We start from the raw sequence: 22,003 nt of genomic DNA on the forward strand, positions 1-22,003 counted from the left end.
TAAATGCTACAACATAATATAAGTAATTCAGATGCTTACCAGAGGCCTGTTTTTGGAATTAAAAACAAAATTAAAAGGGCAATCTGGCAGTTGGTATGGTTAATTTTGTGCCGTTACAGTCCAATAATTTTTCATAGTTGGAGAACAACTATTTTAAGGCTTTTTGGTGCGAAAATAGGAAATAAAAATTATATTTATCCGAATATAAAAATATGGGCACCTTGGTTATTAGAAACAGAGGATGTGGTAACCATTGGTCCAGGAGTTGAGATATATAATCCAGGAGGTGTTTTTTTAGGAGATCATTCAATCTTATCTCAAGATTCTTATTTATGTGGAGCTACTCATAATTATGATTCAATTGATTATGACTATATATCAAAAAAAATAATAGTTAAACGGTATTCATGGATATGTGCTAAAGCTATTATTCTAGCAGGAGTAACTTGTGGAGAAGGAAGTGTTCTAGGGGCTGGTTCAATTGCAACTAAAGATTTAGAAGAGTGGACCATATATAGTGGAAATCCTTCTAAAATTATTAAAGAAAGAAAAAAAATAGCATAATGGTAAATAGTATTTATGACTTATGTGTTATTGGAGGTGGACCAGCAGGTATTATTACTGCTATTGAATACGCAAAACTTAATACTGATAAACAAGTTGTTTTAATCGAATATGGTAATACCAAAGAGGTTCATAATACATTGGATGATACAATAATAATTAAAAATAAAATAAATCATCATGATCCATATGAGTGTACTAACAAAGGGCTAGGCGGTTCTACTCAAACTTATGGTGGTCGATGTGTAATGTATGATGCAGTAGATTTTCAAGAAAGATCTATTTTATTAGATGGATGTACTTGGGATGAACTAATTTTTAAGGATTCTCAAAAATATATTCCACTTACTAGTACCTATTTTGAATGTGGAGAACCTCTATTTGATTTGCAATATTCAAAAGATTTTAAAGATAAAAGAATAGCCGAAAATTTTGTTAATGCCCATATAACAGATACTAAATTGGAACGCTGGAGTATGCCAACACGTTTTGGGAAAAGATACCGTAAAGATTTAGAAGATTTATCGAATATTACAATTTTAGAGGGATATCAAGCAGTATCTTTTTCAGAGCCTACAGATGATGGCTTAATTAATGAAGTGCATCTTGTAAATAGAGATTTAAAACAATCAACAATTAGTTCCATAAAATTTGTAATTGCTTGTGGTACACAGGAAACTACGAGATTGTTATTAAAAAATAAAACAGTTTTTAAAAAATTAAATAAAGTTCCTGATGCCTTAGGGAAATATTATCAATGTCATCTAAGTGGTAAAATAGCTTCAGTTATCTTTAGTGGGGATCCTAAAAAAACTGAATATGGTTTTCTAAGAGATAAAGAAGGTATTTATTTAAGAAGGCGCTTTCAGTTTACTTCAGCATTTCTAAAACAAAAAAATCTGTTAAATACCGCAATTTGGTTAGATAATCCATTGTATAGTGATCCTAATCATAAAAGTGGCTCTATGTCTTTAATGTATCTAATTATGTTAATCCCTTTTTTAGGGTCTAAATTAGCTCCTCCTGCTATTGCTGAGTCTATTACAAAAGGGGAACGCAAAGATATTGATAAACACCTTTGGAATATTTTGAAAGATTTTCCTTTTTCAATTACTACAACATTTGATATTTTTGTTAGAAGATATTTATTGAAAAGAAAATTGCCAGGCGTATTTTTATATAATAAAACGAATAAATACGCACTTCATTTTCATGCGGAACAAACACCTGATAGCAAGAACACGATGAGATTATCAGATGACCAGAATAATTTGATAATTGATTATAATCTAAACGACAGTGATATTAATTCAGTTATTCTATTGCATGATGAATTAGATACCTATTTGAGAAAAATTAATTGCGGTAAATTAGAATATTGGTATCCTAAAGAGGAATTATTTGAAAAGATTAAGTTAATGTCAAAAGATGGCCTCCATCAATCTGGAACTACTAGGATTGCAAAGGACAAAACAAATGGGGTTGTAGATGAAAATCTAATGGTTTTTGGTACCACCAATTTGTTTGTTTGTAGTGGATCTGTATTTCCAACATCTAGTCAAGCAAACACCACCTTCTTTTTAGGTGTTTTAGCCATTCGCCTAGCCAATTTTATAAGCATAAAATGAAAAAAGTAAAATTATATAAAGATATTGAATCATCTGTAATTGGATTTGGTTGCGCTCCAATATTGGGTGCAGTAGATGCCCAAAAAGCCAAAGAGGCTATCAATTTTGCCATGGAGATGGGGGTTAATCATTTTGATCTGGCACGATCATACGGCTATGGTGAAGCTGAAAACTTTGTAGGTAAGCTTTTAATATCAAATAGAAAAAATATAGTAATATCAAGTAAATTTGGAATCAAAGCAAATTTCAAAGCTAAATTATTTAGACCATTAAAGCCTATTGCAAGAAATGTAATTGATATTAAGAAAAAATATTTAGTTAAAGCAAATGAAGAAAAAGTAAGTAAAAAAAATATAATTTCTAATACATTCCATAACCGTATTGAGTTAAATCCTAAAGAGATGATTTTAAGTTTGGAAGAGTCATTAAAAAGTTTAAAAACTGATTATTTGGACTATTTTTTTATTCATGAACCTCTTGAAAAGATATTAAATATTGATGAGCTTTTGGAAACAGGAATGAATCTTAAAAAAGTTGGTAAAATTAGAGCTTTTGGGATTGCATTTATGCAAAGTGAAAATGAAATACACAGGGAATATTTAGATGAATTTGATATTTTACAATATAATAATTCACCTGGTATTACTGGCTATAATGATCTTGTTAAAAATAGAGGTGGAGCCTCAAATATTTTCTTTTCTCCGATTAATGGGGGGGACTATAAATTGACTGCTGAGGAAAAGTTATTAAAATTGCATCTAGATTTTCCTAAAAGTGTTATTTTATGCTCTATGTTTAATAAAAAACATATTCAGAATAATGTTTCAATCTTTAAATGATAATCTAAAAAAAGATTTAGCAATACATATTAAATTTAGAACTATTGAATAATATACCAATTACAGTCATTGTATCCGTGAAAAACGAAGAACTGAATTTACCTACTTGTTTGGAGAAACTAAGTCGTTTTGCTCAAATCATTGTTGTTGATTCGGGAAGTACTGATAATACGATGAATATAGCAACTACTATGGGTGCTGAGGTATTGCAGTTTCATTGGAATGGTAAATTTCCTAAAAAGCGCAATTGGACACTTCAAAATGCCAATCTGCTGCATGAGTGGATACTGTTTTTAGATGCAGATGAGTTTGTTTCAGAGGATTTTGTAAACGAAATAGCTATTAAAACACAAGATGCGAATTATAACGGCTTTACCATACAGTTTCAAAATTACTTTATGGGCAAAAAATTGCGTTATGGCTATGGTTTCAAGAAATCGGCACTTTTCAAAAAATCTAAAGGTGCTTATGAAAAAATAGAGGAAGATTTGTGGAGTCATCTCGATATGGAAGTACACGAACATCCTATTATTGAGGGTAAGGTTGGTGTGATAAAGGCCAAGGTGATTCATAAAGATTTTAAAAATCTTGATCATTATATTGCTAAACATAATGCCTATTCTACTTGGGAAGCGCAACGGTATTTGCAGCTAAAAGAGTCTTCGGATAGCCACTTATCCTTAAATCAAAAAATAAAATACGGTTTCCTTACTACAGGTTTACTTCCCCTAGTTTATTTTATAGGAGCTTATTTTTTTAAATTAGGTTTTTTAGACGGAAAAGAAGGTTTTTATTTAGCGCGTTTTAAATCACATTACTTTTTTCAAATACAAACAAAGATAGAATCATTAAAAAACAAATAAAACAATATGAAAAAAATATTAATAACTGGTGGAGCGGGATTTGTAGGTTCCCATTTATGCAAACGATTATTAAATGAAGGTAACGAAGTAATTTGCTTGGACAATTACTTTACTGGAGCCAAAAAAAATATTGTTGAATTATTAGATCATCCTTATTTTGAAATGGTACGCCATGACATTACAGAATCGTATTATGCTGAGGTGGATGAAATATACAACTTGGCTTGCCCTGCATCACCAGTGCATTATCAGTACAATCCGATTAAAACAATTAAAACCTCTGTTTTAGGTGCTATTAATGTTTTAGGCTTGGCTAAAAGGGTAAAAGCGAAGGTATTGCAAGCCAGTACTAGTGAAGTATATGGTGATCCTTTGGTGCATCCTCAACCGGAAAGTTATTGGGGACATGTGAACCCAATAGGAATCCGTTCTTGCTATGATGAAGGGAAGCGTTGTGCAGAAACTTTGTTCATGGATTATCACAATCAAAATAATGTAGCCATAAAAATCATTCGTATATTTAATACTTATGGACCCAATATGAATCCTGTCGATGGGAGAGTAGTCTCTAATTTTATCGTGCAGGCCTTGCAAGGAAAAGATATCACCATTTTTGGAGATGGATTGCAAACCCGTTCTTTTCAATATGTTGATGATTTAGTTGAAGGAATGATTCGGATGATGGGTTCTGAAGCAAGTTTTTTAGGCCCCGTAAATTTAGGGAATCCTAATGAGTTTACAATGCTCGAATTAGCGCAGGCTGTTATTGAATTGACGGGTTCTAAATCCAAAATTATTCATTTGGCTCTGCCACAAGACGATCCCAAACAAAGACAACCAGATATTTCTCTTGCTAAAGAAAAATTAGAAGGATGGGAGCCAAAAATACAATTAAGAGAAGGTTTGATTACAACAATCAGTTATTTTGATCAGTTATTGTTAAAACAATAAAAGTTTTGTTTTTTTGCAAAATAGAAAGATAAATTTTTAATCGTTAGTTAGAATTATTAATAATATAAATTTTGAATTTTACCCAGCGGATTAATTTTTAATGTATTTTTAAATTATTAAAAGTAATGGCCTCCTTTTACGCTCAATTGGCTCAAGATAGTAGTATTGTTTTTTTTAACGAGTATTGAGGTGCTTCATCGGAAACATTTTTAAGTAGTACTCCTTTATTTTAGTTTTGTCTTCAAACAGGAAAAACATCTTTACCCTAACAACTAAATTTTTATGCGAATCACTATTATAACGGTATGTTACAATCGAAAGGCAACCATTGAAAAGGCCATGAAAAGTGTTTTGGATCAGAAATATTCGAACATCGAATACATAGTAATTGATGGCAATTCTACTGATGGAACTAAAGAAATTATAGAATCGTATCGAGATAAATTAAGCCAATATATTTCAGAATCAGATAAAGGGATGTATGATGCTATTAATAAAGGCCTTAAATTAGCAACAGGGGATGTTGTTGGTTTGATGCATTCGGATGATGAATTTTATGATAAAAATGCGGTAAGTAAAATAGTTGCTCGTTTTAATTTAGACTCCACTATTGAAGGAATTTATGGTGATGGGATTTATGTTTCGAACGATGATCAAGAGCGATTGATTCGGAACCGTATTGGAGGTAATTTTAGTCAAAAGAAACTAAAATCAGGTTGGCTGCCTTTGCATCCGACTGTATATGTGAAGAAATCGATACTGGATAAATATGGTTTTTATAATCTAGATTTTAATATTGCTTCCGATACAGAATTTTTATTACGTTATTTGTATAAGTATAAAATTAAAATGAGTTATATTAATGAATATATCGTTAAAATGAGAATGGGAGGAATGAGTACCAATGCAAAAAGAGCTTTCGAAGTTTTATTTGAAGATTATACAATTTACAAATACCATGGCTTGGCAGCAATGCGAGTGGTGTTTCTAAAAAAAACAATTGCTTTGAAGCAATACTTAGTTCAATAGCAAAAACATAAATATAAAATAAATTTTAAAAATAAATTTAAACCCCAATCTACATGAATAAAATAACACTTCCGATAATTTTATTGTTTTTATTGATTCTGCAGTCATGTACATCCAACAAAAACATCTTGTACCTACAAGATTTAGATGAATATTCTAATTCAACTATCATCTATGCAACGACGAAAATACAACCCAACGACATCTTAAAAATAGATATAAGTGATATCAATCCAATAGTGGCAGCACCATTTAATATCAATACGGGGTCAAGTGTTCAAAATTCCGTTGAGATGATGAAATTATCAGGTTATTTGGTTAATCCTCAGGGAAATATAATGATGCCAGTCTTAAATGAAGTAAATATTGGTGGATTAACGCCTTCTGATGTAGAGAAAAAAATTAAAAATATTTTAATAAAAGAAGGCTATCTGGTAAATCCAACAGTACAGGCAAGAGTCATCAACAATAAATTCACTGTAATAGGAGAGGTTAAAACTCCGGGAGTAATCCCTTTTACTGAAGAGTCAATTAGCTTAATTGATGCGCTAGCCAAGGCAGGAGATCTTACGTATGAAGGTGTTAGAACAGATGTTAAACTTATCCGTGAGGAAGACGGAAAAAGGTTGGTTTATCATGTTGACTTAACCACGGCCAATTGGATGTCTAATCCCACTTATCGCATCAGACAAAATGATGTTATCATGGTAACCCCAAACAATCAAAAAGTTAAAAACACAGGTATACTCAAAGATCCAATTCAAACACTTGGAGTATTGGCTACACTACTGACACTTTATTATTTAATTAGAACTCGATAAAAATGGATTTCAAAAAAGAATTTTTCAAGTATTTCCAATATTGGCCTTGGTTTTTACTTAGTTTAATAATTAGCTTAGGTGCTGCATTTTTATTCATAAAATCAGTTTCCCCTACCTATGAAACTACTGCTGTCATTTTTCTGGATAAGAAGAAAGAAGAAAAAACTCAAATAATTACCATTAGTTCCGATCAGAAAAGTAAAGATGATAATTTAGAGGATGAAATTAGATTGATTACATCCAATGATTTTTTGCTTAAAGTAGTAAAGAATTTGAATTTTAATATTAGTTATTTTCAAAAGGTATATAATATCCAAAATAGTTATTTAAATGCAGTTCCTTTTGTTTTATACCCTACGGTTTCTAATGATTCATTACCACAAATAGCGTATGATATTAAATTAGATCAACAAGGATTTATTATTGTTGATCCAGCGACCAAACAGACTTTTAATTCTAATGGTTATGATGGAAAACAAGTGATTGCTGGTTTACCCTTTAGCATCCAATTATCTGGCAAAGCGAAGCAAGATTCTTCGGCTTATTTTGATAATGAATATGTAGTGCGTCTTGAACCTACAGCTGTTGTTTTGAATAATTTGAAAGAATCTCTGGTTGTTTTACCCGATGAAAATTCAAAAGGAACTTTAGAATTGTTTCATAAAGGTACTAGTCCGATACGTTCCAGACAAATACTAAATGAGATTATCAGCTTGTTTGATAAATATATTGTAATCAATAAACAAAAATCATTTAAAAATACGGTTGCCTATTTAAATCAAAGGATAAAGAGTTTTTCTAAGGAAAAAGATTCTATTGAAAGTGCCAAAGAAAACTTTTTAAAAAACAATGACATCTTGGTGATGGACAGTTATATTGTTGATAAAACGAAAGATAAGTATGATAAAAACGAGAGTTCCATGCTCAATGAAAGACAAATTGCGCTCACTTATAATGCCATTAATGATATAAAATCCTCCAGTATAACATCAGCTTTGGGTACCGATTACAATTTAGAATCCCCTTCAGTTAATCAAATGCTTATGAATTATAATTCAAGACTTTTGGAAAGTGAATTAATCTTACAAAGGGCTCAGAAAAACAATCCTGCTTACATCAGTTTGGTTTCACAATTACGAGTACAAAAGCAGGCTATATTGAATTCTTTAGAAGGGTATTTAAGCCTACTAAAACAAAACAATAAAGTTAATAGATCAGAACAAAGTATCGCCAATTCTGCTGCTAAAAGTATTCCTACCAAAGATAGAATTTTAGGGAATATCAATAGTAAATTAGGGATGAAGGAAGAAACATACGTGCTATTGTTACAAAAACGAGAAGAAGCTATTTTAAATGGAGCTATTTTAGAATCTAATTTAACGACTTTAAATTCACCTGCAACGAATTACTCCCCCGTATTTCCGCAGCCTAAACCGTTTATGTTAGGTGCTTTTTTGTTCGGTCTACTTATTCCATTTGGAATTGTGTATCTTAAATTACAGTTGGATACCAAAATACATAATGAGGATGACATTCAAAATAAATATCCGAATATCCCTTTTTTGGGAACCATTCCTGTAATTGACACAAAAGAAATATTAGATAATTCAGCGAACTCTCGTTCTATCATAGCAGAAGCAACAAGAACCTTATATTCTAATATATCTTATTTACTACCTACAGTAAAAGAAAAGAAAGGTAATGTAATCCTTTTTACCTCCTCTTTTCAAGGAGAAGGAAAATCTTTTTCTGCCTTTCATAACGCCATAACAATTAGTAACCTTAATAAAAAAGTATTGCTTATAGGTGTCGATCTAAGAAATCCTCAATTGCATGAATATTTTAATATAGATAAAGATGTATTAGGTCTCACGAATTACTTGTCTAATAAAAGTGAAGATTGGAAAAAATTCTTGATAAAAGACAGTAATTTTTCTGAAAATATGGACACCTTATTCGCAGGAGAAATTCCTCCTAATCCAACTCAGTTGTTAACAAATTCGAATTTTGAAACATTAATTGAAGAAGCAAAAGGTATTTATGATTTTATAATATTAGATAGTGCTCCAGTGCAAATGGTGTCGGACACATTCAATTTTAGTCAACTTGCTGATGTGACTGTATTTGTTACGAAATACAATTTTACGGATAAGAGTACATTAAATCAAGTAAATAATTTCATTAAAAAAGAGCAATTGAAAAATGTTGGTATTATTATTAATGAAGTCAGTACTAGAAGTACTTATGGATATAATTATGGGTATAGCTATGGATATCAATATCAAGATAGTAAATTAAAGAAACCTTGGTATAAAAAAGTATTTAGTTAAATGCTTTTATAATCTTGGATAATAAAAGCTCATTAGGTTTATTCATTAATACTAATAACACCTAATGAGTTAATTGTACTATTTAATTCAAAAATAAATCTTCAAATGGTAATAAAGAAAACGATCCAAATATTGTTGTTTTGTGTTGTTGGAGCAGTTTTTTATTATTCCTGGTTGCCTGACCCTAGTTTAAGTTCTGAATCTTATATACCCAAATGGCTGTTAAACTGGAGTAATTATTATTACAATTTACGTACTGCCATTCCTTTTGTTGCATTTGGATTCTTATTAGAAGAATATTCGGATTTTAACACTAGAAACAGAAGTATAAAAAATACAATTATAATTTACCTGAGGAACTTGGCTATTTCAGCAACTATAGTTTGTATTGCAGAGGGTGGACAGTTTTTAATTAAAAATAGAAATCCAGATTTGATGGATGTTTTTTTTGGAATTCTAGGAAGTATAGTAGGTGGCCTGGGGTACCATTTAATAAATGTATTAATTTATTTTAAAAAAATAAGAAATGCGAAATAGACATAAATTTTCATTTATGATTAGTTCAGTCATAGAAGATATGACCGCAATGATTATAGGCACTTTAATTTTTTTAAAGTTTACCAATCCAGAAGGGATTAGTTGGGACGCATTGTTATTTAATAAATTGATTCCTATTACGATATTGAGCTGGTTATTTTCAGTTTCGTATTTTAGATTGTATAGAATAGATGTTCTCTTTAGTTTAGATGATTTTTATCGGAATAGTTGGCGTGCTTTTTTAACACAAAGAGTACTATGGTATAGTTATGTTTTTATTTTTCCGGATAATCCTTTATACTCCTTCTTTAGTAAAGCAAATTTATTTCAATTGAGTTTTTTGCTGTCTTATTTTATGATATCTAGAATAATGTTTACCTTAGTAATTGTAAAAATTAAAGGTTGGATTGATAAACGGTATACAATTGCAATCTGGGGATTTAATAAAACGAGTATTGAATTGGCTTCACAATTAGAATCTAATTCTTTTTTTATTCATTTTATGGGTATTCTCAATGAGGATTCAGATATTAATTACAATACAAAAGATGAATTTAGTACAGCGCTTACAACTGCAATCCATGAAGCTTCTGAAGAAAATATAAATGAAATGTATATTGTGGCAAAACCAGATTTCATTTCTGATTTAAATTACTATTTTGAGCTAGGGGATAAGCATTGTATGCGATTAAAATTTGTACCTGATTTATCGACGATATCAAAAAATCATTTTAGTACAAGTAATTTTAATAATTTTCATGTCATAAAGCCCCGTAATGAGCCATTGCAAAATGCCTATAATCGCTTAGCTAAAAGGATTTTTGATATTTTATTTAGTGTTTTTATCATAGTGTTTATCATGTCATGGTTATATCCTATTTTAGCTTTTATTATTAAAAAACAAAGTAAGGGACCCGTTTTGTTCAAGCAATTACGAACTGGTAAAAAAAATGAACCCTTTTGGTGTTATAAATTTCGTAGCATGTATATAAATTCTGGTGATGAAAGTCAACAAGCTAAAAAAGAAGATGCTCGAACCACTCCAATAGGTAAATTCATCCGTCGTACGAGTTTAGATGAAATGCCACAATTTTTTAATGTTTTATCAGGAAGCATGAGTGTTGTTGGACCACGCCCACATATGATCAAGCATACTTCCGACTACAATGATCATATAAATGATTTTATGGTTCGTCATTTTGTTAAACCAGGTATTACAGGACTAGCTCAGGTTTCTGGTCTTAGAGGAGAAACTAAAACAGTAAAGGATATGAAGAGACGTGTTCGTACAGATATAGATTATGTACAACATTGGAGCTTAATTAAAGATATTAAAATTTGCTTTTTAACAGTTATTGTTACCTTGAAAGGGGATGAAAACGCTTTTTAAACTTAAAAAATAGAAATTATGAACATTACTTACTATTTAGTTGGATTACTCACAGGAGTTTCCGTCGCTACTTTTTTCGTTGGCAAAGAATTGTATAAATATTATATGAGGTATATGGTCCAACGAAAACAATTGGAACGCATTTTGAAATTGAATGATAAAATTAAAAAATCAAAAAATTTGAAAAAAGATAATACTGTAATTGTAAATAATGTAGATTTAGTAAATTAACCTTAAGTTTTTATCTTAGATTAAATCTGAATTATCTTATTTTATTTATCAAATGATAAAATTTTTAAAACTTACGAAGTAAGTAAAACACCAGTAAAATCAATGTATTGAGCATTTGAAATTTAGTAAGTAATGTGATCAAAGAAGTTGGTCAAAAAGTTGCAAATTAGTATACAATAGGGTTTTTCCAAAAGTTTATTGAAATGAATTTCAATAAACTTTTTTTTATTTTAGAAAACTTCTAAATATGTGATAAAGAACGTGCGAAAATCATAACACAATACTTTGAGTAACTTGGTTATTGATGTCAAATCCCTAAAAAGAGAATTTCCTAGTAACGTGGAAGTTCAAAAGGTCCTAGAAAGTTGAATAATTTTTAACACTTCAAAAAAATCAGTGCAATAAATTTAGAATCTGTTAACAACCTTCAAAAAGTACATTTATAAGATATGGATTAATTCCAATAATCCGAAACCTTACTGTTTTGGTTTTTTTTATGGGTTATTGTGACTATTGCATGTTCTAAGGATAAAAATACAAGATCTAGTTTTTGATTTTTACATATTGCCGATAGCTATTATTTTTCTATTATTCTTATCAATATAGAAATAGTGATGCTAATGAAAAACTAGATTCAATTAATTAATGCAACTCAATGGTGAATTTACCTTGAAAAATAAAGCTAAACCTGTAATTACTTATGAAGTTATCGAATAGTTAAATGTATTAATGTCTGGCTCTACGTTTTAGTATTCCTCCAGCGGCTTCTTTAATTAAACTGGTAAAAATAAATGCTTTCGGATCAATAACTTCGACCAAGTTTTTAAGGCGACGTAATTCCATACGGGTAACAACGGTAAATACAATGTCTACAGGATGACTCATTTCAAAATTTTCTTTCATAAAGCCTCTCTCTCCTTTGTATACAGTAATTCCACGCCCTAAACTCATTACTAGTTGTTCTTTTATTTTCTCACTTTGACCTGAAATAATAGTGACTCCCGTATATTCTTCGATACCTTCAATTACAAAATTTATCGTCCGCGAAGCGGTGTAATAAGTCAAAATGGAATATAAAGCAACTGGAAGTCCTAATTTAATAGCTGCTATTAAAAAGATGATTATGTTGATTCCCAATATAATTTCACTAATTGTAAAACTGATGCGTTTTCCAGTATACAATGCCAAAACTTCAATTCCATCAAGCGCACAACCGCCTCGTATGGCCAGACCCACGCCCAATCCCATAAATACACCACCAAAAATGGAAACCAATAATTTATCTGAGGTAATTTGTGGATATGGGATAAAATGAAGGCAAAGCGCCAAACCTATTACGGCTAAAAAAGTTCGTATAGCAAACGTTTTATTTACCTGAAATGCTCCCATTATAATAAAAGGAATATTGACAATTACAATAACATATCCAATATTCCAATGGTATAATTCATGGAGTAACAATGAGATTCCAGTAACTCCTCCATCAAAAAACTGATTGGGAACTAAAAAACCTTTCAGAGCAAAACCACAAAACAATATGCCGGCAATAGTACTAATAGCATCAATTATATTTTTCAAAGTAGTTGTTCCCATCCTTGATGTCATTTAATTCGTAATTGGACTTCTTTTAAATTCTTTTCTTTTAATGATTGATTCTTTTTAATAGCTGTAGCTGTAAAATAATGATGCTGTAACATAAAGTTCAATTGGATTTTATTCCACTCATCCCTATTGTTTATATAGCCAAATGCAAGCATTTCATTATAAAGGTACTCACCGATTTCAAAAAAATCAGTACGACCTAAATAATTCAAATCGGCATCGGAAATAATCTCTTCCAAATGGGTTTTTGGAGTTTGCGGTATTTTTGTAGCCATTATAATTCCACAAATAATATCGATGTCTTTTTTTGAATAATGATAAAGAGGTAAATATTCTCTAGCTATAATACAGGATATTTCTTCATGATTATTATTTTGTTTAAGGTATCCAGCATCATGATAAATGGCACCAACAAGAAGCAGTTTCATATCTGAATCAGAAACTCCTTCTTCAATCGCGATACTTTCAGCACTATGGTATACATCAAGAGTGTGATAAATGGAGTGATAAAACAGCTTTGCCGACAATTCATTTCTAAGTTTATTCAAAATAAGTTGACATTCTGGTAGTTTCAGCATAATTAAGGCGTAATGTTTTCAAGGCTAAGATATTAAAAGTAAAAGATTTATAGATTTTTTTAGCGTTATTTATTAAATAATATTTGAATAAGTTAAGTGATTAATGGATCAAAATAGTAAAGGTTCTATAAGTTTCTATTTCAGAATTGTATTTTGCAAAACAAGTCACTACTCGTTAATTCGTTTTGGAGCTTATAAGGTATTTTGTTATAGGTTTTTATCGTCGTTTTAAAAATTACTTCGCTATTTTTAACATAGAAAGTTATTTTATCATTGCTGATATTTCGCTTGTTTTTAGTAGTAAAATTGCTGTTTTAATTGTTTAAATGTCAAAAAAAAGCAGTTTTTTAGTGGATGTAATTTTGAAAGTAAGTTATTAGTAAGACACTCATTTCGTTTCTTAAAAAGTAGTATGAGGTATTCTTTTTTTTTCTACTTATTTGTAATAGTAAAAACCACATAAAAGTACGTCAAGTAGTTTGCTGTTTTTTACTTTAGATAAGAAAAAGTGGTTTCTATTTTTTGATTAAGCTTATAATTTTTTTAAATTCATTATTGTCCAATAAAATTAATTCTTTATAAAAGTACAGTCCCTACGGGACAAATCACATATTACAACTTTCTCACTACCAATATTTAACCTCTACGAGGTATGCTACGTTAGGAGCAAAATATTGGTAGAAATAAATCAAGTAAATCCACTCCTAATGTCCCGTAGGGACTGTACCTATTCTGTTTTATCTATTGAGAAAAGATTTAATCGGACAACAATGTTTAAAATTATTATAAACTAGTAGGTACTAGTATGGTTATGTTGTTTTTTATTTTACATTTGTTTTTTATATATGTCAAAAAAGAAACCTTAAAAAAATGAATCCATAATTTTATGTTTCCTTTTTAATGTCAATAATTTGCATTTTACCTAAAATTAATATGGAATTGGATAGCACGGTATTAACGAATGAAAATGGATTTGAAATAAAAGTCACAAATTATGGAGCAAGTCTAACTTCATTGAAAGTCCCAGTGAAAATGGTAAAAAAAATAGATATAGTTTTAGGTTTTGATTCTGATGAAGCAAACAAAAAATCTTTTTATTTGCCGTCTGCTCCTTATTTTGGGGATATTGTAGGGAGGTATATAGGCCGAATAAGAAAAGGAGCTTTTACTTTGAATGACAAACAAAACCAATTGTACCAAAACAATAATAAAAATTCTTTACAGGGGGAAAAGAAGGTTTTAGTCAAAAGAAATGGACGATTATCAAAAAAAATTAGCTATAAATCCTTCAGTTGTTTTGGGATATTGTAGTATTGCTAATGAAGAAAATTTCCCCGGAGAATTAGTTGTAAAAGTGAGCTATACACTATCAGAAGAAAATGAATAGATTATTGAATATTGGGCTAAATCCACCGAAGACACTATTATAAACTTGACGTATCATAGTTATTTTAATCTCGATGGACTTCAAGGCTCGGTAGAATATCAAGAATTAACGGTTTTCTCGGATAAACTACTTGAAACGGATGTAGATAGTATTCCAACTGGGTCCTTCATCGATACAAAAAACTACTATTTAGATTTTAATACACCCAAAAAATGCCCAACTTCTATTGATAATACATATGTAATTGAAAATAATAATCTAGTGGCTGCGAGTTTGTATAGTTCGAAAAATAATTTGAAAATGGATGTAATTACGAACCAACACGGAGTACACATTTATGTTGGCGGAAATTGTTTTGGAATTTTAAAAGGAAAAGAAGAAGTAGATTACCATCCATTGCGTGGGAGATGTTTTGAAACACAAAACTATCCAGATGCACCAAACCACCTGCATTTTCCAAGTGCTGTATTAAAAAAAGGGGATCAATATTATCATAAAACAATTTATAAATTTCAATTTGTTTAAGGCATATCAAATAATATTAGAAAAAAAAACAATAAAATATAACTTTATGAATACTAAATTAATAAAAACAACTACTGCTTTTTTTGAAGAAAAATTTGGAAACAGCCCATCTAAAACAGTACTTTCACCAGGAAGAATTAACATCATTGGTGAGCATATCGATTACAATGATGGTTATGTATTGCCAGCTGCAATCGATAAAATAATTTGTTTTACATTCGAAAAAAATGACACGAATATGGCTAACATCCAAGCGATTGATTTAAATGAATCCATAGCTATAGATGTGACAAAAGATGCCAATTTAAGTGAAGTTGTTTGGACTAATTATTTGCGTGGAGTATTGCACCAACTGAAATTAAATGGACATGAAGTCGGCGGATTTAATTGTGCTTTTAGTAGTAATATACCTTCTGGTTCAGGTTTGTCTTCTTCGGCAGCCTTGGAATGTGGGTTTTTATTCGGAATAAACGAAATGTTTAATTTAGGAATAAAATCTATTGACATCGCTTTAATGGGCCAGAGTGCGGAACACTGGGTAGGTATTAATTGTGGTATAATGGACCAGTTTTCAAGTGTAATGGGAATGGAAAATAAAGTGATAAAAATTGATTGTCGTACTTTAGAATATACTTACCACGAGGCTAATTTTGTTGATTATTCATTAGTTTTGTTTGATAGTAATGTTAAACATTCTTTATTTACTTCAGAATACAATAACCGTCGTAAGGAATGTAACGAAGGACTTGCTATTATCAAAGAAAATTATCCGGAAATTAAAAGCTTTAGAGATTGTGATGTGAGCCATTTAACCAACTTGAAATCTAAAATGACGGACAATGTATATAGAAGAAGTTTGTATGCAGTAAAAGAAATCAAACGAGTAATTCAAGCTTGTGATGCGCTTGACAAAGGTGATATTCTAACATTAGGGAAATTAATGTTTGAAACTCACGAAGGATTATCGAAGGATTATGAAGTTAGCTGTGATGAATTAGATTATTTAGTCGATTTGGCTATTGCCGAAGAAGATGTAATAGGTTCTCGATTAATGGGCGGTGGTTTTGGAGGTTGCACCATCACTTTAGTAAAAAAAGGTAGTGAAGATGTTATCAAAGAGAAGTTTACTAAATTGTATGCTGACCAATTTGGAATAGAATTAAAAATTTACGATGTTAAAATTTCTAACGGAACATCATTATATAAAAACTAAATAAAGAATGAAAAAATTTGATATATACGAAGATCCGCACAGACGATTTAATCCACTTATCAACGAATGGGTTTTAGTTTCACCACACAGAGCCAAGCGACCTTGGCAAGGTCAAAAAGAGACCATTGCAGATGATAGTAGACCAGAATACGATCCAACATGTTATTTATGTCCTGGAAATGTTCGTGCTAACGGGGAAGTGAATCCACAATACACGAGTTCATTTGTTTTTGAAAATGATTTTGCAGCATTAAAACAAGAGGAAATTGATTTTGAAGAAAGTAGTGAAACCACTTTTTTTAAAGCAAAACCAGAAAGAGGAATCTCTAGAGTGGTTTGCTTTTCTCCAAAACACAACATCACTTTACCAGAAATGGATTTGGCAACTATCGAAGATATTATTCGTACTTGGCAAAAAGAATACACAGAATTAGGCAAGGTAGATTACATTAACTATGTTCAAATTTTTGAGAATAAGGGAAGCGTCATGGGTTGTAGTAATCCACATCCACACGGACAAATTTGGGCGCAATCTTCATTACCAACTCAAATAGAAAAAACACATAATAGTCTAAAAGCCTATTATGACAAAAACGGAAGTAATTTGCTTTTGGACTATTTAAAAAAAGAATTAGAAGCCAAAGAACGTATTATTATTGAGAATGATCACTTTGTTGCTTTGGTCCCTTTTTGGGCGATTTGGCCTTTCGAGACGATGATTGTTTGCAAACGTCATGTGACTAACATCGCTGATTTTAACGCAGAAGAAGTTGCTGAATATGCTTTGATTTTAAAACAATTAACGGCTAAATATGACAATCTTTTCGAAACTTCTTTTCCATATTCTTCTGGAATTCATCAAGCACCAACAGATGGTCAAGCGCATCCAGAATGGTTGTTTCACATGCACTTTTATCCACCCTTGTTGCGTTCTGCATCTGTGAAAAAATTTATGGTTGGTTACGAAATGATGGGAGAATCACAACGCGATATTACAGCTGAGAAGAGTGCTCAAATGTTAAGAGATTTATCTGATGTACATTATAAAACAAAATAAGAAATGAAAATATTAGTAACTGGAGGTTTAGGATTTATTGGTTCGCATACAGTAGTCGAATTGCAAAACAAAGGTTTTGAAGTAGTGATAATTGACAATCTTTCCAATTCGTCTGAAGATGTTTTGAAAGGAATTGTTGCCATTACCGGAAAACAACCCATCTTTGAAAAATTAGATTTAAGAGAAAAACATGCTGTAAAAGATTTTTTCAAAAAACATACAGATGTGAGTGGTGTCATTCACTTTGCAGCCTCAAAAGCGGTAGGTGAAAGTGTTGCCAATCCTTTATTATATTATGAAAACAACATTGCTTCCTTAGTGTACTTGTTACAAGAATTGCAACAAAAACCGGAAGCTCATTTTATATTCAGTTCCTCTTGTACGGTTTACGGTCAAGCTGATGTTATGCCTATTGACGAAAACGCATCAATTAAACCAGCGATTTCTCCTTATGGAAACACCAAACAAATTGGTGAAGAAATCATTACAGATGTAACAAAAGTGAGTAATATTAATGCTATTTTATTGCGTTATTTTAATCCAATTGGAGCTCATCCTTCTGGCGAAATTGGTGAATTGCCAATAGGAGTTCCTCAAAATTTAGTTCCATTTATAACACAAACTGGAATGGGATTGCGTAAGGAATTGATGGTGTATGGTAATGATTACCCAACTCCTGATGGTACTTGTATTCGCGATTATATTCACGTGGTTGATTTGGCTAAAGCGCATGTTGTGGCTTTACAACGCCTTATTGAAAAGAAAAACACCGATAAGGTTGAAGTTTTTAATCTAGGTACTGGAGTTGGTAGTTCAGTTTTAGAAGTGATTTCAAGTTTTGAAAAAGTAAGTGGAAAACCTTTTCCATACAAAATTGTAGCTAAAAGAGAAGGTGATGTGACCAAGGCTTATGCAAACACTGACAAAGCGAATAATGTACTAGGTTGGAAAACAGAATCTTCATTAGACGAATCTATTGAAAGTGCTTGGAAATGGGAACAAAAAGTTAGGTCTAAATAACTTTTAAAATTTAAATAAATCACAAACTATAATTTTATCAAATACCTAATCAATTATTTATGAACACCTTACAGCTTACCGACTATTTAGTCTTTCTGGTTTACTTTTGTATCGTCTCGGGCTACGGCTTGTGGATATATAAAAGAAAACAAACCGCTTCACACTCCGCTTCACACGATTACTTTTTAGCAGAAGGTTCTTTAACTTGGTGGGCAATTGGAACCTCCTTAATTGCATCAAATATTTCATCTGAGCAATTTATTGCCATGTCTGGAAATGGATTCAAAATGGGATTAGCAATTGCAACTTACGAATGGATGGCTGCCATCACTCTTATTGTTGTTGCGGTATTCTTTATTCCAGTTTACTTGAAAAATAAGATTTTTACTATGCCTCAGTTCTTAAGTCAACGATATAATGGTGACGTAGCAATGATTATGGCAGTGTTTTGGTTATTGCTTTACATTGTTGTTAATCTAACGTCTATTCTTTATTTAGGAGCTTTGGCAGTAAACGGAATTTCAGGTATTAACTTAGACTTATGTATGTATGGTTTGGCTTTCTTTGCTATTATTATTGCATTAGGAGGAATGAAAGTTATTGGTTATACCGATGTTATTCAAGTAGTTTTCTTGATTTTCGGTGGATTGGTAACTACTTATTTAGCTTTAGATAAAGTAGCCGAATTAAACGGTCAACACGGTATGATCCAAGGGTTTAATTATATGATCGATCAATCTGGAGATCACTTTCACATGATCTTAAAAAAGGATAATGCCAATTTCCCAAGTTTACCAGGTCTTACAGTTTTATTTGGAGGGATGTGGATTGTAAATTTAAATTACTGGGGTTGTAACCAATATATTACTCAACGTGCTTTGGGTGCTGACCTAAAAACTGCTAGAAGCGGTATTTTATTTGCTGCCTTCTTAAAATTATTAATGCCAGTAATTGTGGTATTACCTGGAATTGCAGCGTATGTGATTTATACCAAAGGAGGTTTGCAAACAGAATTATTAGGACCTGACGGAATCATAAACCCAGACCGTTCTTATCCTGTATTATTAAATTTATTGCCGGTTGGTCTTAAAGGATTGTCTTTTGCAGCTCTTACTGCAGCAGTTGTGGCTTCATTAGCTGGTAAAGTAAATAGTATTGCAACTATTTTTACCTTAGATATTTTCAAGAAAAAAATAGATGTAAATGCAAGTGAGAATAAAATGGTTACCGTTGGTAAAATAACAGTTGTTGCTGCCATGCTCATCGCCGTATTCATTGCACCACATTTAGGAATTGATAAAAAAGGGGGATTTGATTTTATTCAAGAATATAGCGGATTTGTAAGTCCAGGAATCTTTGCCATGTTTATAATGGGATTCTTTTGGAAAAAAACCAGCTCAAATGCAGCTATGTTTGCTACTATTGGTGGGTTTGTGTTTTCTGTAATCTTAAAATTCTTACCTCAATTTATGAATTTAGAGTTTTTAAGCGGAACAGGATTTTCAACATTGGTGGAGCAAGAAGATGGAATAAGTTTATACGAAATTCCATTCTTAGACCGTATGGGATTTGTATTTGCTGCATCAGTAATTATTATGATTTTCATCAGTTTGTATGATCAAAAACGTGGTCTTAAAACAAAAGGATTAGAAATAGACTCTACTATGTTTAAAGTGAACAATGCATTTTTAGCTGGTAGTTTAATAATTGTGGGCATCTTAGTAGCATTATATTCTGTGTTCTGGTAAGATTATAAAAAGTAAAACTAGAGCTCTCTTATTTTATAAATAGGAGAGCTTTGTAATTGGAGTAAACAGTAATTAAAGTGATTTAATTTTAATATTAAACAGAAACAAATGAAATACAACAGATGTGGAAAAAGCGGACTATTATTGCCACAAATATCTTTGGGATTATGGCATAATTTTGGTTCGGTTGATGATTTTGAAAATGCACAAAGCATCGCTAAAGAGGCTTTTGACAAAGGAATTACTCATTTTGATTTAGCCAATAATTATGGACCAGTCCCTGGTTCTGCTGAAACAAATTTTGGTAAAATACTCAAAAATAATTTTCAAGGAAATTTAAGGGATGAAATAGTGATTTCGACCAAAGCGGGTTATACCATGTGGGAAGGTCCTTATGGTGATTGGGGTTCTCGAAAATATTTATTATCCAGTTTAGACCAAAGTTTAAAACGTATGGATTTGGATTATGTAGATATTTTCTATTCGCATCGTTTTGATCCAGAAACACCTTTAGAAGAAACCATGATGGCGTTAGATTATGCAGTTCGAAGTGGAAAAGCTTTGTATGCAGGTATTTCCAATTATAATCCTGAAAAAACAAAAGAAGCGGCTGCTATTCTAAAACAATTAGGAACTCCGTGCTTGATTCATCAAGTGAAATATTCAATGTTTGTGCGTACTCCCGAAGAAGGTTTATTAGACGTTTTAGGAGAAAAAGAAATTGGTTGCATTGCCTTTTCACCTTTGGCTCAAGGACTTTTGACCGATAAATACTTACGAGGGATTCCTAAAGATTCTAGAGCTGCAAAGCCAAATAGTTTTTTAAAATCAGAGGATGTTTCAGAAGAAAGAATTCATAAAATTAAAGCTTTAAACCAAATTGCCCTAGAAAGAAACCAATCTTTAGCACAAATGGCGTTAGCTTGGGTATTAAAAGACAATAGAATTACTTCTGTTTTAATTGGTGCCAGTTCTACGAAGCAGTTAAATAATAATATCGATTCATTACAAAATCTGGAATTTTCTACTGCTGAATTAAATTTAATAGAATCAATATTGAAATGAGAATGACTTTTCAATGTATAGTTCTGAAAAGTGATTCAGTACTATTCTAAAAGAAAATTGGCATTTTTAAACAGTAGTAATAGTCTGGACCCAAAAAGTTAGACAAATTGATAATTAATTTTGATAATAATGAGCTCGGTATTGTACCGGGCTCATTTTGTTTATATTTGATTTAATTCTTTCATTATTATAATACAAATAATACTATTTGATTTCTTGTTTTAACTGATTTATCGAATTAAATTTTTTTAAGAGACATATTTTGCAGCCCCTCATGTGCAACGGATCAAACATTGGCAAATGGTGAAATACCTAAACAAATAAAACAAGTAGATTTATTTCGTTATATCGAATCGGAATTGAAAGCTATTGACGGAACAATGAGTGCTCCAAAATCCAACGAATACGGTCGTGCAGATCAAGCTGCACTTTGGTCGCTTTTGGCAAGACTTTATTTAAATGCTGAAGTGTATTCTGGCGATGGACACGATAAGAATGCAGAATATAAAATCGACTCAAAATTGGAAAATGAAGGAAGTCCTGATGCCAATTTTAAATTCGTTGGTACATAAGGCAATTAATGATACTGTGACAATTAATGCAATCGATAGAACAATTACATTAA

22 protein-coding genes are annotated in these 22,003 nt (G+C 31.2%); 19 read left to right on the forward strand and 3 right to left on the reverse strand.

Annotated elements, in window-relative coordinates; genetic code table 11:
- Window positions 1–3 precede the first annotated feature (3 nt).
- From E0F76_RS15695 to E0F76_RS15745, 11 genes are all read left to right on the forward strand, one after another.
- Entirely contained in the window at window positions 4–564 is a 561-nt protein-coding gene (locus tag E0F76_RS15695; RefSeq protein WP_132008273.1) for an LbetaH domain-containing protein, read from the forward strand.
- Window positions 564–2,192: a GMC family oxidoreductase gene (locus tag E0F76_RS15700; protein ID WP_132008276.1), complete on the forward strand. Its 1,629-nt coding sequence runs from the start codon at window positions 564–566 to the stop codon at window positions 2,190–2,192. Before E0F76_RS15695 ends, E0F76_RS15700 begins: the two co-directional genes overlap by 1 nt.
- Entirely contained in the window at window positions 2,189–3,031 is an 843-nt protein-coding gene (locus E0F76_RS15705) for an aldo/keto reductase (protein WP_132008279.1), read from the forward strand. Before E0F76_RS15700 ends, E0F76_RS15705 begins: the two co-directional genes overlap by 4 nt.
- A gap of 44 nt (window positions 3,032–3,075) precedes the next feature.
- Window positions 3,076–3,894: a glycosyltransferase family 2 protein gene (locus E0F76_RS15710; protein ID WP_165932723.1), complete on the forward strand. Its 819-nt coding sequence runs from the start codon at window positions 3,076–3,078 to the stop codon at window positions 3,892–3,894.
- A gap of 6 nt (window positions 3,895–3,900) precedes the next feature.
- Window positions 3,901–4,845, forward strand: a complete 945-nt coding sequence (locus tag E0F76_RS15715; RefSeq protein ID WP_132008285.1) for a UDP-glucuronic acid decarboxylase family protein — start codon at window positions 3,901–3,903, stop codon at window positions 4,843–4,845.
- Window positions 4,846–5,127: 282 nt separating this feature from the next.
- Window positions 5,128–5,874 (forward strand): glycosyltransferase family 2 protein, encoded by a 747-nt coding sequence (locus E0F76_RS15720; RefSeq protein WP_132008288.1) that lies wholly within the window; start codon window positions 5,128–5,130, stop codon window positions 5,872–5,874.
- A 53-nt stretch (window positions 5,875–5,927) separates the two neighbouring features.
- Window positions 5,928–6,695 (forward strand): polysaccharide biosynthesis/export family protein, encoded by a 768-nt coding sequence (locus E0F76_RS15725; protein ID WP_132008291.1) that lies wholly within the window; start codon window positions 5,928–5,930, stop codon window positions 6,693–6,695.
- Window positions 6,696–6,697: 2 nt separating this feature from the next.
- Complete coding sequence (locus E0F76_RS15730; protein WP_132008294.1) at window positions 6,698–9,025, forward strand: polysaccharide biosynthesis tyrosine autokinase; 2,328 nt, start codon at window positions 6,698–6,700, stop codon at window positions 9,023–9,025.
- A gap of 105 nt (window positions 9,026–9,130) precedes the next feature.
- Window positions 9,131–9,562 (forward strand): hypothetical protein, encoded by a 432-nt coding sequence (locus E0F76_RS15735; RefSeq protein ID WP_132008297.1) that lies wholly within the window; start codon window positions 9,131–9,133, stop codon window positions 9,560–9,562.
- 16 nt (window positions 9,563–9,578) lie between these two features.
- Complete coding sequence (locus E0F76_RS15740; RefSeq protein ID WP_165932724.1) at window positions 9,579–10,952, forward strand: exopolysaccharide biosynthesis polyprenyl glycosylphosphotransferase; 1,374 nt, start codon at window positions 9,579–9,581, stop codon at window positions 10,950–10,952.
- Between the two features lie 18 nt (window positions 10,953–10,970).
- Window positions 10,971–11,183: a hypothetical protein gene (locus E0F76_RS15745; protein ID WP_132008303.1), complete on the forward strand. Its 213-nt coding sequence runs from the start codon at window positions 10,971–10,973 to the stop codon at window positions 11,181–11,183.
- A 726-nt stretch (window positions 11,184–11,909) separates the two neighbouring features.
- Here the strand turns inward: E0F76_RS15745 and E0F76_RS15750 are convergent.
- Window positions 11,910–12,788 carry a YitT family protein gene (locus tag E0F76_RS15750; protein ID WP_246022080.1) on the reverse strand — a complete coding sequence of 293 codons (879 nt, stop codon included), beginning with the start codon at window positions 12,786–12,788 and terminating at the stop codon, window positions 11,910–11,912.
- Window positions 12,785–13,333 carry an HD domain-containing protein gene (locus E0F76_RS15755; RefSeq protein WP_165932725.1) on the reverse strand — a complete coding sequence of 183 codons (549 nt, stop codon included), beginning with the start codon at window positions 13,331–13,333 and terminating at the stop codon, window positions 12,785–12,787. The genes E0F76_RS15750 and E0F76_RS15755 overlap by 4 nt, the downstream gene beginning before the upstream one ends.
- A 963-nt stretch (window positions 13,334–14,296) precedes the next feature.
- Between E0F76_RS15755 and E0F76_RS19765 the strand changes: the two genes are divergently transcribed.
- The 7 genes from E0F76_RS19765 to E0F76_RS15785 all read left to right on the forward strand — a co-directional run bounded on the left by E0F76_RS19765 (window position 14,297) and on the right by E0F76_RS15785 (window position 21,378).
- Window positions 14,297–14,674 carry an aldose epimerase family protein gene (locus E0F76_RS19765; protein ID WP_246022081.1) on the forward strand — a complete coding sequence of 126 codons (378 nt, stop codon included), beginning with the start codon at window positions 14,297–14,299 and terminating at the stop codon, window positions 14,672–14,674.
- A gap of 121 nt (window positions 14,675–14,795) precedes the next feature.
- Window positions 14,796–15,275, forward strand: coding sequence for an aldose epimerase family protein (locus E0F76_RS19770; protein ID WP_246022082.1), 480 nt, complete (start codon window positions 14,796–14,798; stop codon window positions 15,273–15,275).
- 46 nt (window positions 15,276–15,321) lie between these two features.
- Window positions 15,322–16,488, forward strand: coding sequence for a galactokinase (gene galK / locus E0F76_RS15765; RefSeq protein ID WP_132008309.1), 1,167 nt, complete (start codon window positions 15,322–15,324; stop codon window positions 16,486–16,488).
- 7 nt (window positions 16,489–16,495) lie between these two features.
- Window positions 16,496–17,545, forward strand: coding sequence for a UDP-glucose--hexose-1-phosphate uridylyltransferase (locus tag E0F76_RS15770; protein ID WP_132008312.1), 1,050 nt, complete (start codon window positions 16,496–16,498; stop codon window positions 17,543–17,545).
- Between the two features lie 3 nt (window positions 17,546–17,548).
- Entirely contained in the window at window positions 17,549–18,565 is a 1,017-nt protein-coding gene (gene galE, locus E0F76_RS15775; RefSeq protein ID WP_132008315.1) for a UDP-glucose 4-epimerase GalE, read from the forward strand.
- A gap of 59 nt (window positions 18,566–18,624) precedes the next feature.
- On the forward strand, window positions 18,625–20,313 hold the full coding sequence (locus E0F76_RS15780; RefSeq protein WP_132008318.1) for a sodium:solute symporter family transporter: 1,689 nt from the start codon (window positions 18,625–18,627) through the stop codon (window positions 20,311–20,313).
- 108 nt (window positions 20,314–20,421) lie between these two features.
- Entirely contained in the window at window positions 20,422–21,378 is a 957-nt protein-coding gene (locus E0F76_RS15785; protein WP_132008321.1) for an aldo/keto reductase, read from the forward strand.
- Window positions 21,379–21,492: 114 nt separating this feature from the next.
- Here the strand turns inward: E0F76_RS15785 and E0F76_RS20055 are convergent, their stop codons facing one another.
- A complete protein-coding gene (locus tag E0F76_RS20055) occupies window positions 21,493–21,576 on the reverse strand; it encodes an IS3 family transposase (protein ID WP_132008442.1) in 84 nt (27 codons plus the stop codon).
- 95 nt (window positions 21,577–21,671) lie between these two features.
- Between E0F76_RS20055 and E0F76_RS15795 the strand changes: the two genes are divergently transcribed.
- Window positions 21,672–21,950: a RagB/SusD family nutrient uptake outer membrane protein gene (locus E0F76_RS15795; protein WP_132008324.1), complete on the forward strand. Its 279-nt coding sequence runs from the start codon at window positions 21,672–21,674 to the stop codon at window positions 21,948–21,950.
- The last annotated feature ends 53 nt before the right edge of the window (window positions 21,951–22,003 follow it).

It is taken from the genome of Flavobacterium cellulosilyticum (assembly GCF_004349355.1).
GTDB lineage: Bacteria > Bacteroidota > Bacteroidia > Flavobacteriales > Flavobacteriaceae > Flavobacterium > Flavobacterium cellulosilyticum.

Bases quoted from the DNA above. Each gene is read 5' to 3' on its own strand.
- E0F76_RS15700 (WP_132008276.1), top strand. From the start codon at position 564: ATGGTAAATAGTATTTATGACTTATGTGTTATTGGAGGTGGACCAGCA.
- E0F76_RS15715 (WP_132008285.1), top strand. From the start codon at position 3,901: ATGAAAAAAATATTAATAACTGGTGGAGCGGGATTTGTAGGTTCCCAT.
- E0F76_RS15730 (WP_132008294.1), top strand. From the start codon at position 6,698: ATGGATTTCAAAAAAGAATTTTTCAAGTATTTCCAATATTGGCCTTGG.
- E0F76_RS15720 (WP_132008288.1), top strand. From the start codon at position 5,128: ATGCGAATCACTATTATAACGGTATGTTACAATCGAAAGGCAACCATT.
- E0F76_RS19765 (WP_246022081.1), top strand. From the start codon at position 14,297: ATGGAATTGGATAGCACGGTATTAACGAATGAAAATGGATTTGAAATA.
- E0F76_RS15745 (WP_132008303.1), top strand. From the start codon at position 10,971: ATGAACATTACTTACTATTTAGTTGGATTACTCACAGGAGTTTCCGTC.
- E0F76_RS15750 (WP_246022080.1), bottom strand. From the start codon at position 12,788: ATGACATCAAGGATGGGAACAACTACTTTGAAAAATATAATTGATGCT.
- E0F76_RS15735 (WP_132008297.1), top strand. From the start codon at position 9,131: ATGGTAATAAAGAAAACGATCCAAATATTGTTGTTTTGTGTTGTTGGA.
- E0F76_RS15725 (WP_132008291.1), top strand. From the start codon at position 5,928: ATGAATAAAATAACACTTCCGATAATTTTATTGTTTTTATTGATTCTG.
- E0F76_RS15785 (WP_132008321.1), top strand. From the start codon at position 20,422: ATGAAATACAACAGATGTGGAAAAAGCGGACTATTATTGCCACAAATA.
- galE (WP_132008315.1), top strand. From the start codon at position 17,549: ATGAAAATATTAGTAACTGGAGGTTTAGGATTTATTGGTTCGCATACA.
- E0F76_RS15780 (WP_132008318.1), top strand. From the start codon at position 18,625: ATGAACACCTTACAGCTTACCGACTATTTAGTCTTTCTGGTTTACTTT.
- E0F76_RS15770 (WP_132008312.1), top strand. From the start codon at position 16,496: ATGAAAAAATTTGATATATACGAAGATCCGCACAGACGATTTAATCCA.
- E0F76_RS15740 (WP_165932724.1), top strand. From the start codon at position 9,579: ATGATTAGTTCAGTCATAGAAGATATGACCGCAATGATTATAGGCACT.
- galK (WP_132008309.1), top strand. From the start codon at position 15,322: ATGAATACTAAATTAATAAAAACAACTACTGCTTTTTTTGAAGAAAAA.
- E0F76_RS15695 (WP_132008273.1), top strand. From the start codon at position 4: ATGCTACAACATAATATAAGTAATTCAGATGCTTACCAGAGGCCTGTT.
- E0F76_RS15705 (WP_132008279.1), top strand. From the start codon at position 2,189: ATGAAAAAAGTAAAATTATATAAAGATATTGAATCATCTGTAATTGGA.